At 71.8% G+C, this 13403-nt stretch carries 13 protein-coding genes and 1 tRNA gene; 6 read left to right on the top strand and 8 right to left on the bottom strand.

Annotated elements, in window-relative coordinates:
- The first annotated feature begins 1 nt into the window (after nucleotide 1).
- Nucleotides 2–1354 carry a heme biosynthesis protein HemY gene (locus ABD056_RS03625; protein ID WP_343864498.1) on the top strand — a complete coding sequence of 451 codons (1353 nt, stop codon included), beginning with the start codon at nucleotides 2–4 and terminating at the stop codon, nucleotides 1352–1354.
- 117 nt (nucleotides 1355–1471) lie between these two features.
- Nucleotides 1472–1900: a preQ(1) synthase gene (gene queF / locus ABD056_RS03620; RefSeq protein ID WP_343864496.1), complete on the top strand. Its 429-nt coding sequence runs from the start codon at nucleotides 1472–1474 to the stop codon at nucleotides 1898–1900.
- Nucleotides 1901–2120: 220 nt separating this feature from the next.
- Here queF and ABD056_RS03615 read toward each other — a convergent pair whose 3' ends face one another.
- Entirely contained in the window at nucleotides 2121–3110 is a 990-nt protein-coding gene (locus ABD056_RS03615; protein WP_343864495.1) for an NAD(P)H-dependent glycerol-3-phosphate dehydrogenase, read from the bottom strand.
- Between the two features lie 147 nt (nucleotides 3111–3257).
- On the opposite strand from ABD056_RS03615, the gene ABD056_RS03610 reads away from it, so the two are divergent.
- A complete protein-coding gene (locus ABD056_RS03610) occupies nucleotides 3258–4268 on the top strand; it encodes an NAD-dependent epimerase (RefSeq protein WP_343864493.1) in 1011 nt (336 codons plus the stop codon).
- Between the two features lie 13 nt (nucleotides 4269–4281).
- On the opposite strand, the gene ABD056_RS03605 is transcribed toward ABD056_RS03610, so the two are convergent.
- The 5 genes from ABD056_RS03605 to ABD056_RS03585 all read right to left on the bottom strand — a co-directional run bounded on the left by ABD056_RS03605 (nucleotide 4282) and on the right by ABD056_RS03585 (nucleotide 7286).
- Nucleotides 4282–4575 carry a helix-turn-helix domain-containing protein gene (locus tag ABD056_RS03605; RefSeq protein WP_343864492.1) on the bottom strand — a complete coding sequence of 98 codons (294 nt, stop codon included), beginning with the start codon at nucleotides 4573–4575 and terminating at the stop codon, nucleotides 4282–4284.
- Nucleotides 4572–5006: a type II toxin-antitoxin system RelE/ParE family toxin gene (locus ABD056_RS03600; RefSeq protein ID WP_343864490.1), complete on the bottom strand. Its 435-nt coding sequence runs from the start codon at nucleotides 5004–5006 to the stop codon at nucleotides 4572–4574. The genes ABD056_RS03605 and ABD056_RS03600 overlap by 4 nt, the downstream gene beginning before the upstream one ends.
- A 69-nt stretch (nucleotides 5007–5075) precedes the next feature.
- A tRNA-Arg gene (locus ABD056_RS03595) sits at nucleotides 5076–5152 on the bottom strand.
- Nucleotides 5153–5277: 125 nt separating this feature from the next.
- On the bottom strand, nucleotides 5278–6282 hold the full coding sequence (locus ABD056_RS03590; protein WP_343864488.1) for an alpha/beta hydrolase: 1005 nt from the start codon (nucleotides 6280–6282) through the stop codon (nucleotides 5278–5280).
- Complete coding sequence (locus ABD056_RS03585; protein ID WP_343864486.1) at nucleotides 6279–7286, bottom strand: ABC transporter ATP-binding protein; 1008 nt, start codon at nucleotides 7284–7286, stop codon at nucleotides 6279–6281. The genes ABD056_RS03590 and ABD056_RS03585 overlap by 4 nt, the downstream gene beginning before the upstream one ends.
- A 179-nt stretch (nucleotides 7287–7465) precedes the next feature.
- On the opposite strand from ABD056_RS03585, the gene ABD056_RS03580 reads away from it, so the two are divergent.
- Together ABD056_RS03580 and polA are read left to right on the top strand one after the other, a co-directional pair.
- Nucleotides 7466–7666, top strand: coding sequence for a zinc-finger domain-containing protein (locus ABD056_RS03580; RefSeq protein WP_343864485.1), 201 nt, complete (start codon nucleotides 7466–7468; stop codon nucleotides 7664–7666).
- 125 nt (nucleotides 7667–7791) lie between these two features.
- Nucleotides 7792–10590 (top strand): DNA polymerase I, encoded by a 2799-nt coding sequence (polA, locus tag ABD056_RS03575; RefSeq protein ID WP_343864483.1) that lies wholly within the window; start codon nucleotides 7792–7794, stop codon nucleotides 10588–10590.
- A gap of 21 nt (nucleotides 10591–10611) precedes the next feature.
- Here the strand turns inward: polA and ABD056_RS03570 are convergent, their stop codons facing one another.
- Entirely contained in the window at nucleotides 10612–11193 is a 582-nt protein-coding gene (locus ABD056_RS03570; protein WP_343864482.1) for a LysE family translocator, read from the bottom strand.
- Between the two features lie 216 nt (nucleotides 11194–11409).
- On the opposite strand from ABD056_RS03570, the gene ABD056_RS03565 reads away from it, so the two are divergent.
- The gene (locus ABD056_RS03565; RefSeq protein WP_343864480.1) at nucleotides 11410–12294 is read left to right on the top strand and encodes a hypothetical protein; all 885 of its coding nucleotides are present in this window, start codon (nucleotides 11410–11412) and stop codon (nucleotides 12292–12294) included.
- Here ABD056_RS03565 and ABD056_RS03560 read toward each other — a convergent pair.
- On the bottom strand, nucleotides 12281–13403 hold a 1123-nt coding region (locus tag ABD056_RS03560), incomplete at its 5' end, for a gamma-glutamyltransferase (RefSeq protein ID WP_343864478.1). The genes ABD056_RS03565 and ABD056_RS03560 overlap by 14 nt on opposite strands.

The raw sequence follows: 13403 nt of genomic DNA, 5'->3' as shown, positions 1-13403 counted from the left end.
CATGATCCGCGTCATCGTCTACATCGTCCTCGTCGCGCTGGTGGTGGCCGGCGCCGTGTGGCTGGCCGAGCGCCCCGGCGAGGTGGTGGTGGAATGGTTCGGCTGGCGGCTCGACACCACGGTGCCGATCCTGCTGCTGGCGGTGCTGGTGTTCATGGCGGTGGTCTACGGCCTGTGGCGTCTGCTGCAGGCGGTGGGGGCGGTGCCCGGCCGGGTGCGCGAGGGCATGCGCGCCAAGCGCCGCCGTCGCGGCATGACGGCGCTGTCCAACGGCTATGCCGCCGTGGCCGCCGGCGATGCCCGCCGCGCCCGTTCCTACGCCCGCGATGCCGAGAAGCTGCTGGCCAACCCTGCCGCCACCCGCCTGCTGTCGGCCCAGGCGGCGCTGCTGGCCGGCGATCGCGGCGAGGCGCAGACCCGCTTCGAGGCGCTGCTCGACGACCGCGACACCGAACTGCCCGCCCTGCGCGGGCTGATGGATCTGGCGCTGCAGGCCGGCGACAAGGGCAGGGCCCGCGACTACGCCGGCCGCGCCTTCGCCAAGGGCCAGCCGGCCTGGGCGGCGCAGGCGCTGTTCGAGCTGCAGGCGGCCGACGGCGACTGGGCCGGGGCGCTCGCCACCCTGGATGCCGGCGCCAAGGCCGGTGCCTTCAGCGGCCGCGATGCCGGCCTGCTGCGCGTCACCCTGCTGGTGGCGCAGGCGGAAGCGGCCATGACCGGCGCCGCCCTGTGGGACGGCATCAAGCTCGCCAAGCAGGCCCACGACGCCGACCCCGCCTTCGTGCCGGCCGCCCTGGCGCTGGCCCGCGGCTACCAGCGCGACGGCAAGGACCGCAAGGCGGCGCATGTGCTGGAAGAAACCTGGAAGCGGGCGCCGCACCCCGACCTCGCCGCCGCCTACCTCGGCCTGTGGGAGGGCGAGGACGCCCTCAAGCGGGTGAAACGGGCGGAAGCGCTGGCGGCGGTCAACCCCGACAACCGCGAAAGCCGCCTGCTGGTGGCGGAAGCGGCGCTGGATGCGCAGCTGTGGGGTCAGGCGCGGTCGCGTCTGGCGCCGTTGCGCGACGAACCGGTCGGCCCCCGCTTCGCCCGCCTGATGGCGCGGCTGGAGCAGGCGGAGAAGGGCGATTCCAAGGCGGCCCTGGAGTGGCTGGAGCGGGCGGCGGACAACGCCATCGCCGGCGGTGCCAGCATCGTGCAGGCGCCGTGGCACTGCAGCCGCTGCGCCCACGTCAGCCGCCACTGGGCGCCCGCCTGCCCGGCCTGCGGCAGCCTCGCCACCGTCACCGGCAGCGGCCCGTCGAGGGCGCTGGTGCCGCTGACCGACCGCGCCACCGTGCAGGCGGCGGAGTAACACCGCCCGAAGTTTTCCGCGTGACGGGGCCGGCCCTGTCACGCCGGCCTTGCCGTCGCCCCCCGTTCTGCCCCATCTATGGCGCCCTTCCGCCCGCCACAGGACCAGAGCAGAGCGATGACCGACGTGCTGTCCGATACCTCCACCCTCACCCAGCTCGGCCGCGATACGCGGTACGAGTACGACACCGCCAACCCGAAGCTGCTGGAACGCTTTCCCAACCCCATGAAGGCGGCCCGCGGGCGATCGGTGGTCAAGGTGGTGGCGCCGGAGTTCACCTCGCTGTGCCCGCTCACCGGCCAGCCCGACTACGCCACCATCGTGCTGGAATACACGCCGCGCGACTGGTGCCTGGAGAGCAAGAGCTGGAAGGTCTACCTGATGTCCTTCCGCAACATCGGCGAGTTCCACGAAAGCTGCATCACCCGCATGCACACCGACCTGATCGCCCTGCTCGACCCCGAGTGGCTGCTGATCGAGGGCCAGTTCACCCCGCGCGGCGGAATCTCGTTCTGGCCCCGCATCGAATATCGCCGCGAGGGGTGAGTGGGGTATTTTGTATGCCCTCAGGCGCCGGGCGGTTTGGTGTTGTTCCCTCAGGCGCCGGGCGGCCGCTGGCGCGGCCTTGGCTCACGCCGCATAGGCGGCGGCGCGCGGTCGCGCTTGCCAAACCGCAGCGAGCTGCGCTCCCTGCGGTTTGGTGTTGACCCCCCTCAGGCGCTGGGCGGCCGCTGGCGCGGCCTTGGCCACGCCCCGCAGGCGCCCTTCACTCCGCCTTGAACGGGCGCGCCAGCAGGGCCTGGATGGTGGCGTCGAGGTCGGCGCCGCGGTTGAGCACGGCATCGACAGCGGCGCAGATCGGCATGTCCACCCCCAGCCGGGCCGCCAGCGCCACCACCGCTGAGGCAGTGTGCACCCCCTCCGTCACCGCCTTGCGGCCGGCGAGGATGTCGGCCAGGGCCTTGCCTTCGCCCAGCGCGAAGCCGAGGGAGTAGTTCCGGCTCTGCAACGATGACGCGGTGAGCATGAGGTCGCCCAGCCCCGACAGGCCCATCAGCGTTTCCGGCCGGCCGCCCTTGGCGACCGCCAGCCGGCTGATCTCCGCCAGGCCGCGGGTGAGCAGGGCGGCGCGGGCGTTGTCGCCGAGCCGCCGGCCCTCGACGATGCCGCTGGCGATGGCCATGACGTTCTTCACCGCGCCGCCGATCTCGGCCCCGACGCGGTCGCCGGACCAGTAGGGGCGGAAGGTGGCGGTGCCGATGGCCTCCACCAGCGCCCGGCCCAGCCATTCGTCGTCGCAGGCGAGGGTCACCGCCGTCGGCAGGCCGCGCACCACCTCGGCCGCGAAGGTGGGGCCGGACAGCACCGCCACCGGCACGTCGGCCGGCAGCGCCTCCTCCACCGCCTCGTGCATCAGCAGGCCGCTTGCCTGTTCGATGCCCTTGGCGCAGATCACCGCCGGCACGCCGGTCGGCCAGCGCGGCGCCAGCAGGGCGCAGACGCTGCGCAGGTGCTGCGCCGGGGTGACCATCAGCACCGCGTCGGCGGCCAGGGCGTCGATGGCCTCGGTGGTCGCGTGGATGCGGGGGTCGAGGGCGACGCCGGGCAGATAGTCCGGGTTCTCGTGGCGGCGGTTGATGGCGTCCACCACCTGCGGCTCGCGCGCCCACACCACCACGTCGCGCCCGGCCCGCCGCAGGGTCTGCGCCAGCGCCGTGCCCCAGGCGCCGCCTCCGATCACGCCGATACGCTGCATGGGGTTTCTCCCGCTTCCTTTGGACTAGCCTCGTGGAGACAGGGTTTACGGCCTCCCGGCCTAGGCCGCAAGGCATCGGGCGGGGGGTCTTGTCATTGCCGGCCCCGTGGGGCAGAAACAGGGTCGGCTCACGAGGACGACGAACGCATGCCCATCCTGGTTACCGGCACCGCCGGCTTCATCGGCTTCCACACCGCCCGCCGCCTGCTGGCCGCCGGGCAGACGGTGGTCGGCCTCGACGTGGTGAACGACTACTACGACACCCGCCTGAAGGAAGCCCGCCTCGCCATCCTGAAGCAGGACCCAGGCTTCACCGAGGCCCGCATGGACCTGGCCGACCGCGACGGCCTGCTGGCCCTGTTCGCCCGCCACCGCTTCGACCGGGTAATCAACCTGGCGGCGCAGGCCGGCGTGCGCTACAGCGTCGAGAACCCCTTCGCCTACGTCGATTCCAACCTGGTCGGCTTCCTCAACCTGCTGGAGACCTGCAAGCGGGCCGGTACCGGGCATCTGGTCTATGCCTCCACCAGTTCGGTGTTCGGCGCCAATGCCGCCATGCCGTTCCACGAAAGCCAGTCCACCGCCCACCAGATGAGCCTCTACGCCGCCACCAAGAAGGCGAACGAGGTGATGGCCCATTCCTACGCCCACCTGTCGGGCCTGCCGTGTACCGGCCTGCGGTTCTTCACGGTCTACGGGCCGTGGGGACGGCCGGACATGGCGCTGTTCAAGTGGGCGCGGGCGATCCTGGCCGGCGAGCCGATCGAGGTCTACAACAACGGCGACATGAGCCGCGACTTCACCTACGTCGACGACATCGTGGAAAGCATCGTCCGCATCGTCGACATCCCCGCCACCCCCGACCCGACGTGGGATGCGGCGGCGCCGGCGGTGGGCACCAGCGGCATCGCGCCCTACCGCCTCTACAACATCGGCCGTGGCGAGCCGCAGCCGCTGATGCAGTACCTGCACACCCTGGAAGACGCCCTCGGCCGCAAGGCGGAGGTGGTGTTCAAGCCCATGCAGGCCGGCGACGTGGCCGCCACCTGGGCCGATACCACCGCCCTGGAAGCCGCCACCGGCTACAAGCCGCAGATCGGCATCGACATCGGCGTCCGCCGCTTCGTGGAGTGGTACCGGGAGTATTACGGGGTCTGAGGCGTTGGGGGCGTCAGCCCTCCAGCGCCCGCCGCACCGCCTCCGGCTCCCGCTCCATCACCCGCAGCAGAACCCTGGCGGCGCCGCTCGGTACCCGTTGACCCTGTTCCCACTTGCGGACGGTGGAGAGCGAGACGGCGAAGGTTCTTGCGAAGGCGGGCTGGCTGAGGCCCATGGCGGCGCGGATGGCGGCGACATCGACGCGGTCCGCCGGAATGGTGGTCGCAATGCCGCGCCCGCTCTCGCCGCGGGCATGGGCGAGCGCATCCTCCAAACCTTCCCTGATGCCCTCGAACACGTCGCTCATGACCTTCTCCCGTAGGTTTTGACGATCAGCCCGACCAGATCGGCAAGCTTGCCCCGTTCTGCGGCCGATAGATTGTCCTTCTCGTTCTTGGCGTAGATGGACAGCAGGAACAGCGGCATGGAGTCGTTGCGGTAGTAATAGATCGTTCGCGCCCCACCGCTCTTGCCGCGCCCATGCAACGCCAGCCGTACCTTGCGCAGTCCACCGGTGCCACGGATCAGGGTGCCGCACTCCGGTGCGGCCGCGAGCATCGCCTTCAGATCCTCACGCTCGGCCTCCGTCAGCAGATCGGCAGCGCGCACGAGGTAGGCGCGGGTTTCGACAACCGTGACCAGACGCTCAGGTGGCTGTTCCAAGGTAACCCTTTGGGTCATGGTTCGCAAGGGGCTGCGCCGCCAACGACAAAAATACTCGCGGCAGGCGAGCATCATCGTAAGGATCAACCTGTGTGAGGCAACAAAAAACCCCCGCCGGCAGGACCGGCGGGGGTTTTTCTAATCTGGCGGACCCGGCGCGATTCGAACGCGCGACCTTCGCCTTCGGAGGGCGACACTCTATCCAGCTGAGCTACGGGTCCAGCGGAGAACACAGGACCGGACCATACAAGCCCGGCGCGCCTTTGCCAACCGCGAAAAATGGGTGGCGCAGCAGGATGTAAGGCCGTACCCCCGGCGGCGCAAGCGGTCCTCGCCGGCGGCGCCGTCAGTCGGCCGGCGGCAGGGCGGCGTCGGGCGGCAATTCCTCGCCGGAGGGCAGGGGCAGGGAAGGGTGGTCGATCCAGGCGGCGATGTCGGCATGCACCCGCTCCGCCTGCAGGTCGCGCAGCAGCATGTGCCAGCCGTCGGCGTAATACACCACCCGCACCCGGTCGCCGCGGTCGGGCAGGGTGGAAATGGCGCGGGCGGTGGGAGGGCGCGGCACGATCTCGTCGCGGGCGCCGTAGAGGTAGAGCACCGGCCCCGGCACCTCGTCCACCTTGTCGAGCGCCAGGTCCATCAGGTCGACCAGGCCGGCGATGGTGTCCACCCGCGTCTCGCGGATGATCAGCGGGTCGCGCCCCAGCGCCCGCAGCATCTCGATGTTGTCCGACGGCATGAAGCCGAGGCCGCGGCCGCTCAGGGTCAGCCACGGCACCGTGTAGGTGGCGAAGGTCAGGGTGGCGCGGTAGAGCAGCGGCATGGTCTCGCGCGCCCACACCGCCGGCGCCGACAGCACGATGCCGTCCACCGGCGGCGGATCGTCGGAGGTGGCGGCGGCGATGAGGATGGCGCCGCCCATGCTTTCCCCCAGCAGCACCAGCGGCAGGCCGGGGTAGCGCTGGCGCAGGGCGCGGCTGAAGGCGGTGACGTCGGCGGCCAGCACCTCCGCCCCCGCCCACAGGCCGCGTCCCGGCGCGGCGCCGAAGCCGCGCTGGTCATAGGCCCAGACGTCGATGCCAAGGTTGGCGAGCGAGGTGCCCGTGCCCTCGAAGGAGGCGGAATGGTCGTTGAAGCCGTCCACCGCCAGCACCACCGCGTGGGGCTCGCCGGCCGCCGTCCAGCGCCGCACCGGCAGGCGGTAGCCGTCGGCGGTGAGGAAGGCATCGTCGGCCGCCACCGGCGGCGCCGGCGCGGCGGCCAGCGGACCGGCCGGCAGCAGCGACGGCGCGCAGGCCGGCAACGCGGCGGCGGCCAGCGCCACCGCCAGCAGCAGCGCCGCCCGCCTCATGCCCGCTGCGCGTCCCGCGGTCCGGCGGCGGCACCGGCCGGGCCGGCGCTGGTCAGCTGCAGGAAGATGTCCTCCAGGTCGGCCTCTTCCGTCGACAGGTCGAGCACCGTCAGCCCGGCGGCGCGCAGGGCATCAAGGATTTCCCCCATCACCGTTTCCGACGGGCGGAAGCGGAACACCAGCCGGTGCGGCCCCTGCATCTCCGGCGCCAGGGCCGCCAGGGGGGCGGGCAGGGCAGTCAGGCTCTCGCGCACGGTGACGTGCAGGGCCTTGTTGTCCAGCCGGCGCAGCAGCGTGTCCTTGGGCTCGCAGGCCACCACGTCGCCATGGTTGATGATGGCGATGCGGTCGCACAGTTCCTGCGCTTCCTCCAGGTAGTGGGTGGTGAGCAGGATGGTGGTGCCCTTGCGGTTCAGCTCCTTCACCTGTTCCCACAGCTGCTGGCGCAGTTCGATGTCGACGCCGGCGGTAGGCTCGTCCAGCACCAGGATGGGCGGCGCGTGGACCATGGCCTTGGCCACCAGCAGGCGCCGCCGCATGCCGCCCGACAGGGTGCGGGCATAGGCATCGGCCTTGTCGGTGAGGCCGACCAGGGCGAGGATCTCGTCGGTGCGGCGCTCCGCCTTCGGCACGCCGTAGAGGCCGGCCTGTACCTCCAGCAGCTCGCGCGGGGTAAAGAAGGGGTCGAGGTTCAGTTCCTGCGGCACCACCCCGATGGCGAGCCGCGCCTGCCGTTCCTCGCGGTCGATGTCGGCGCCCCAGATGCGCACCGTGCCGGCGGTCTTGGTCACCAGCCCGGCCATGATGTTGATGAGGGTCGACTTGCCGGCCCCGTTCGGCCCCAGCAGCCCGAAGAACGAGCCGCGCGGGATGGAAAGCGTGACGCCTTTCAGCGCCCGCTTCTCGCCCTGGCCGAAGCGCCCGCGGTAGACCTTGGTGAGGCCGGCGATCTCGATGGCGTTGTCGGGGGCGGGCAGGCTGGCGGGGGGCAGGTCGCGGGGCATGGTCTCGCAGGCGGCAGGAGGGCGCGGTGGGGCGGGCGGACGGGCGCCGCCAAGGCTCCTATATGGTCCAGGGCGGCGCCGCGGTCGAGTCCCCCATTGATTCGGCGGCGACGGTCGGGGCATCATCCGCCATCCTTTTGCGCGCGGCCGCGGCCGCCCGGGCACAGAGAGAAGAGGCAATGACGCAGCAGGGCATGTCCGACACCATCGAAGTCACCACCAACGACGTCGCCTGCGACGGCGGCTCCGGCGCGCTTGGCCATCCGCGCGTGTGGCTGCACATCAAGCCGGAAACCCGCGACGTGGTGTGCCCCTACTGCAGCCGCCACTACGTGCTGAAGGCGGGCGAGCCCGCCACCGCCGCCATCGTGCAGCACTGACGACGCGCGGCCGCCGCGCCGCCGTCCCACCGCCTGAGTACCCCAGCGGGGCCGGGGCGCGGCCCCGCTGCAGCCCCGCCCGCCGGCTTTCGGTTTTGCCGCGACACGCGAGAAGGGCGAGCGCCATGAAACACGTCTTCCTGGTCGACGGATCGGGCTTCATCTTCCGCGCCTTCCATGCCCTGCCGCCGATGACGCGGCCGGACGGCACGCCGGTGAACGCCGTCTACGGCTTCACCCAGATGCTGATGAAGCTGATCGCCGATACCGACGCCGATCACATCGCGGTGGTGTTCGATACCGCCCGCCAGTCCTTCCGCAACGACTTCTATCCCGACTACAAGGCCCACCGGCCGCCGCCGCCCGACGAGCTGATCCCCCAGTTCGGCCTGATCCGCGAGGCGGTGCGCGCCTTCGACGTCGCCTGCGTCGAGATGGAAGGGTTCGAGGCCGACGACCTCATCGCCACCTATGCCCGCCAGGCCCGCGAGGCCGGCGCCCAGGTGACCATCGTGTCGTCGGACAAGGACCTGATGCAGCTGGTCCACGACGGCCAGGTGACCCTGTTCGACGCCATGAAGAACAAGGTCATCGGCGCCGCCGAGGTGATGGAGAAGTTCGGCGTCGGCCCCGACAAGGTGGTCGACGTGCAGGCCCTGGCCGGCGACCCGACCGACAACGTCCCCGGCGTGCCCGGCATCGGCGTCAAGACGGCCGCCCAGCTCATCACCGAATACGGCGACCTGGAGACGCTGCTCGCCCGTGCCGGCGAGATCAAGCAGCCCAAGCGCCGCCAGAACCTGCTGGACAATGCCGAGGCGGCCCGCGTCTCCCGCCGGCTGGTGCTGCTGCGCGACGACTGCGAGGTGGAGGTGCCGCTCGACACCTTCGCCGTCCGCAAGCCGGACCCGGACAAGCTGACCGCCTTCCTGAAGGAAAACGGCTTCGGCTCCATCCTCACCCGCATGCTCGGCAAGCTGGCGGCGGCGGCCGGCGAGGCGACGGAGCTGATGCCCGCCGCCACCGCCGCTGTCGCCCCGGCGGACGTGACCTATGAGCTGATCCAGACCGTTGCAGACCTGGAACGATGGGTCGAAGCCGGGCTGAGCGCCGGCATCATCGCCGTCGACACGGAAACCGATGCGCTCGACTGTCACGAGGGCAACCTGGTGGGCGTGTCGCTGGCGCTGGCGCCGGGCAAGGCGTGCTACATCCCGCTGCGCCATGTCGACCCCGACGCGCAGCCGGCCGTTCCGGCCGCTGCCGACGGTCAGGGCGACCTGCTGGGCGGCATGGCGGTGGCGGCCGTCAGCCGGCCGCCCCAGATCGACCTGGACGAGGCCGTGCGCCGCCTCAAGCCGCTGCTGGAAAGCCCGGCGGTGCTGAAGGTCGGCCACAACATCAAGTACGACATGCACGTCCTCGCCCGCTCCGGCATCCGGGTCGATCCGGTGGACGACACCATGGTCATGTCCTACGTGCTGGACGGCACCACCACCGGCCATGGCATGGACGAACTGGCCAGGCGCCACCTGGACCACACCTGCATTTCCTTCACCGACCTGTGCGGCAAGGGCAAGGGGCAGATCACCTTCGACCGCGTGCCGCTGGACAAGGCCTGCACCTACGCCGCCGAAGATGCCGACATCACCCTGCGCCTGCACCGCCTGTTCAGGCAGCGTCTGGTGGCCGAGCGCATGAGCGGCGTCTACGAGGGGCTGGACCGGCCGCAGGTGCGGGTGCTGGCCGACATGGAAGCGGCCGGCATCCAGGTGGACAAGGTGGAACTGCAGCGCCTGTCCGCCGACCTGGGCGCCCGCATGGCGGAGCTGGAGACGGAGATCCACCGCCTCGCCGGCGAGCCGTTCAATCCCGGCTCGCCCAAGCAGCTGGGCGAGATCCTGTTCGAGCGCATGGGCCTGCAGGGCGGCAAGAAGAGCAAGACCGGCGCCTGGTCCACCGGCGCCGACGTGCTGGAGCAGCTGGCCGCCCAGGGCCACGACCTGCCGGCGCGGGTGCTGGACTGGCGGCAGGTGCAGAAGCTGAAGAGCACCTATGCCGACACCCTGGTGAAGCAGATCAGCCCGCGCACCGGGCGCGTCCACACCACCTTCTCGCTGACCGTCACCTCCACCGGGCGGCTGTCGTCGCAGGACCCCAACCTGCAGAACATCCCCATCCGCACCGAGGAAGGCCGCAAGATCCGCCGCGCCTTCGTCGCCACGCCGGGCTGCCGCCTGATCTCCGCCGACTATTCGCAGATCGAGCTGCGGCTGGTGGCCCATGTGGCCGGCATCGCGGCGCTGAAGCGGGCCTTCCACGACGGCCAGGACATCCACGCCATCACCGCCAGCGAAATGTTCGGCGTGCCGGTGGAGGGCATGGACCCGATGATCCGCCGCCGCGCCAAGGCTATCAACTTCGGCATCATCTACGGCATCTCGGCCTTCGGGCTGGCGGCGCAGCTGGGGATCGAGCGCGGCGAGGCCAAGGCCTACATCGACGCCTACTTCGCCCGCTTCCCGGAAATCCGCGACTACATGGAGGCGACCAAGGAGGAGGCGCGGCGGCGCGGCTTCGTCACCACCTTCATGGGGCGCAAGTGCTTCACCCCCGGCATCAACGACCGCAATCCCAACATGCGGGCCTTCGCCGAGCGGGCGGCCATCAACGCCCCCATCCAGGGCGGCGCGGCGGACATCATCAAGCGCGCCATGCTGCGCCTGCCGCTGGCCCTCGCCGACGCCGGGCTGAAGACGACGATGCTGCTGCAGGTCCACGACGAACTGGTGTTCGAAGCCCCGGCCGACGAGGCCGAGGCGGCGGTGCCGGTCATCAAGCGGGTGATGCAGGAGGCGGCCAGCCTGTCGGTGCCGCTGGAAGTGGAAGCCGGCATCGCCGACACCTGGGCGGAGGCGCACTGAGGCTGCCGGCGCGCCGCCGCCTCACCCCACCAGCGGCGAGGTCACCAGCAGCAGGCCGAAGACGCTGATCACCGCCGCCCCCACCCGCGGCACCACCGTGTGGCGGCCGGTGGCGGCGGGGGCGCGGCCGAGCAGGGCGCCGGCGCTGATCCAGCCGGTGGCGACCACCGCCGTCAGGGCGCAGAATCCGATCAGGTAGGGCAGCACCGGCGCCGTGCCGAACGGCACCACCGCCAGGGCGAAGATGATGGCCTTGGGGTTCAGCAGGGTCACCACGAACACCTGCCGCAGGGTGACCACGGTGCCGCGGGAGGCCATCATCGCGGCGCCCTTGTGCCACATGCGCCAGGCCGTCACCAGCAGCCACACCCCGACCATCAGCCGCAGCGCCACGCCCAGCGCCGGAGCCGCCGCCACCGCCGGCCCGACGACCAGCCCGAGGGTGCAGATGGCGATCATGTAGCCGGCCGCCTCCGCCCCGATCAGCGGCAGGGCGCGGCGGATGCCGACGGTGCCGCCGGCGGTCGCCAGCAGGGTGTTGGTCGGTCCCGGCGTCGCCAGCAGGCTGAGGACGGCAAGGGCGAAAAGGATGGGGTCCTGCATGGCAGCTCCGGGTCTGCCGCCTCTCCTGAAGGCGGCGGCGTGGAGTTAAGCGCTTCCGGCTGTGGTTTCAAGACCAAACACACATCCGTCATGGGGAAAAGGCGGCGGCCGTCGCTCCGGCGCCCCTTATCCACAGGGTAGAAGTCACCCCGCCGTTTGGGGTATCCTGCAGTTTCGTTGCACAGCCGGAGCGAGCGGCTTGGCAAGGGGATGGGGATGAGCGGACCTGACAGCGGCAGCACCGCCAACGCCGCGCGCGATCCGTCGCGGGCGTTCCTGGTGCGCCTGATCGAGGCGGCGAAGGAAGGCCAGCGGCTGGCCGACCCGCGGGATGTGGAGACGCTGAAGCGCTGGGTGCGCATCTGCGACGGCATCCCCGACGCGCCGCTCATGCAGATCGTGCCGAAGGTGGTGCGCGCCCTGTTCAACCACCCCGACTACCGCGAGCCCATCGGCCGCACCGGGCTGGACAGCCGTCAGCCGCTGCAGCACGAGGCCATCGCGCCTTACGTCATCGCCTATCGCCGCTATGTCCGCACCCGCCGCAACACCGGCAACCCGGCGGAACTGCGCGACAGCATCGACCGCCTGCGGAGCGAACTGCGCGAGCTGAAGGCGCAGTTCGACATGGTGTTCGACAACGCCATGCAGCTGGAGGCGGAACGCGACCGCCTCGCCCGCGAGAACGACAGCCTGCAGCAGCGCGTGCTGGCCGAGCAGCTGCGCGCCGACGAGGCCACCCGCGCCCTGACCGAGGCGCGGCAGAAGGCCTTCCGCCTGTTCCGCGTCTACCTGTTCCTGCTGAAGGAGGAGCGCGAGCGGCTGTCCAACGACCCCATGCGCGAACGCCTGCTGACCGCCGAGATCGCCGTCGAGACCCATTCGGCGACGCTGGAGGCGCTGGGCATGCGGCCGGAAGCGGAGTCGACGGCGCTGGAGATCCTCGGCGAGCCGCTGTTCCAGGAGTATTTCCGCGAAACCGACCGGCGCGGCGACGAAACCCCGCAGGGCGAACTGTTCACGCCCGGCGCCGGGGCGGCGCCGGCGCCCGCCACCGCCGCCCGCGCCTACCCCAAGCCGCGGCTGGTCAGCGAGCGCTGAGGGCGGCGCCCGCCGTCGCCCGCGGGTCGGCCGTCTGCGCCGCCGTCGCGCCATCCTCCGCCACCACCAGCACCGCCGCCGCGCCGGTCACTTCACCGTCGCGGGCGGGCAGGTCGCGCACGGCATGGCCGGCGGCGCGCAGGCCGTCGAGGACGCGCGGCGACAGGCCGGCTTCCGCCTTCACGTCGTCGGCATCGCCGGGCTGCACCGGGCCGAGCCGCAGGCGCGGCGCCGCCAGGACCGCCGCCGGCGCCTCGCCGAAGGTCACCAGGCGGCCGTAGAGCTGGGCCAGGGTCTGCGGCTGGGCATCGCCGCCGCCGGCCGCCAGCACCAGGGCGCGGCCGTCCTTCAGCCGCTCCAGCAGCGGCGCCAGGGCATGGAACGGCCGCCTGCCCGGCGCCAGCCGGCGCGGGCAGCCGTCGGCCAGGGTGAAGCCGCCCGGCCGCGCCGCCATCACCACCCCGGTGGCCGCCGACGCCACGCCGCTGCCGCCCCGCCGGCCGAGGCTCTGCAGGGTGACGGCGAGACAGCCGGCGGCATCCACCGCCATCAGGGCGACGGCGCATTCGTCCGGCGGTGGCGCCAGGGGGGCGGCGGTGCCGTCCTCGGGCGGCGGCAGCGGCCATTGGAGGGCAAGGTTGGGCACGATGTCCGACGCCCGCTCGGCCAGCAGGCGCGGCGTCAGCAAGTGCGCGACGTCCAGCGTCATGGCATCGGGATCGGCCACCGCCGGATCGCGCAGCAGGGTCATCTGCTTGGCCGCTTCGATCACCGCATGCAGGTGGTCGAAGCCGCCGGCCTGCGGCCCCTGCTCCAGCCGGTCGAGCAGCCCGAGCATCACCAGCGCCGCCACCCCCTGCGACGGCGGCGGTGGCGCCCAGGCGGTGCCGGCGCGCAGGCGCAGGGTCAGGGGCTCGCGGACGATGGCGGCATGGGCGGCGAGGTCGGCGGCGGTCACCGGCGCCCCGGCGGCGACCAGATCGGCGGCCAGGGCCTGCGCCAGATCGCCGCGATAGACGTCATCCAGCCCCGCCTGCATCAACCGCCGCAGGGTGGCGGCCAGGGCGGGGGAGGGGGCGGAGGCGGCCTCGGCGGCCGGTGCCAGCAGG

Origin of the sequence: Caenispirillum bisanense, assembly GCF_039523075.1 — a bacterium.
Taxonomy (GTDB): Bacteria; Pseudomonadota; Alphaproteobacteria; order Rhodospirillales; family Rhodospirillaceae; genus Caenispirillum; species Caenispirillum bisanense.
This window is presented reverse-complemented; position numbering and strand designations above follow the sequence as displayed.

What these genes read in the sequence shown, in the direction of transcription:
- ABD056_RS03605 (WP_343864492.1), bottom strand. Translation starts at nt 4,575, where the DNA reads ATGAGCGACGTGTTCGAGGGCATCAGGGAAGGTTTGGAGGATGCGCTC.
- ABD056_RS03580 (WP_343864485.1), top strand. Translation starts at nt 7,466, where the DNA reads ATGACGCAGCAGGGCATGTCCGACACCATCGAAGTCACCACCAACGAC.
- ABD056_RS03625 (WP_343864498.1), top strand. Translation starts at nt 2, where the DNA reads ATGATCCGCGTCATCGTCTACATCGTCCTCGTCGCGCTGGTGGTGGCC.
- ABD056_RS03585 (WP_343864486.1), bottom strand. Translation starts at nt 7,286, where the DNA reads ATGCCCCGCGACCTGCCCCCCGCCAGCCTGCCCGCCCCCGACAACGCC.
- polA (WP_343864483.1), top strand. Translation starts at nt 7,792, where the DNA reads ATGAAACACGTCTTCCTGGTCGACGGATCGGGCTTCATCTTCCGCGCC.
- ABD056_RS03570 (WP_343864482.1), bottom strand. Translation starts at nt 11,193, where the DNA reads ATGCAGGACCCCATCCTTTTCGCCCTTGCCGTCCTCAGCCTGCTGGCG.
- ABD056_RS03565 (WP_343864480.1), top strand. Translation starts at nt 11,410, where the DNA reads ATGAGCGGACCTGACAGCGGCAGCACCGCCAACGCCGCGCGCGATCCG.
- queF (WP_343864496.1), top strand. Translation starts at nt 1,472, where the DNA reads ATGACCGACGTGCTGTCCGATACCTCCACCCTCACCCAGCTCGGCCGC.
- ABD056_RS03590 (WP_343864488.1), bottom strand. Translation starts at nt 6,282, where the DNA reads ATGAGGCGGGCGGCGCTGCTGCTGGCGGTGGCGCTGGCCGCCGCCGCG.
- ABD056_RS03610 (WP_343864493.1), top strand. Translation starts at nt 3,258, where the DNA reads ATGCCCATCCTGGTTACCGGCACCGCCGGCTTCATCGGCTTCCACACC.
- ABD056_RS03615 (WP_343864495.1), bottom strand. Translation starts at nt 3,110, where the DNA reads ATGCAGCGTATCGGCGTGATCGGAGGCGGCGCCTGGGGCACGGCGCTG.
- ABD056_RS03600 (WP_343864490.1), bottom strand. Translation starts at nt 5,006, where the DNA reads ATGATGCTCGCCTGCCGCGAGTATTTTTGTCGTTGGCGGCGCAGCCCC.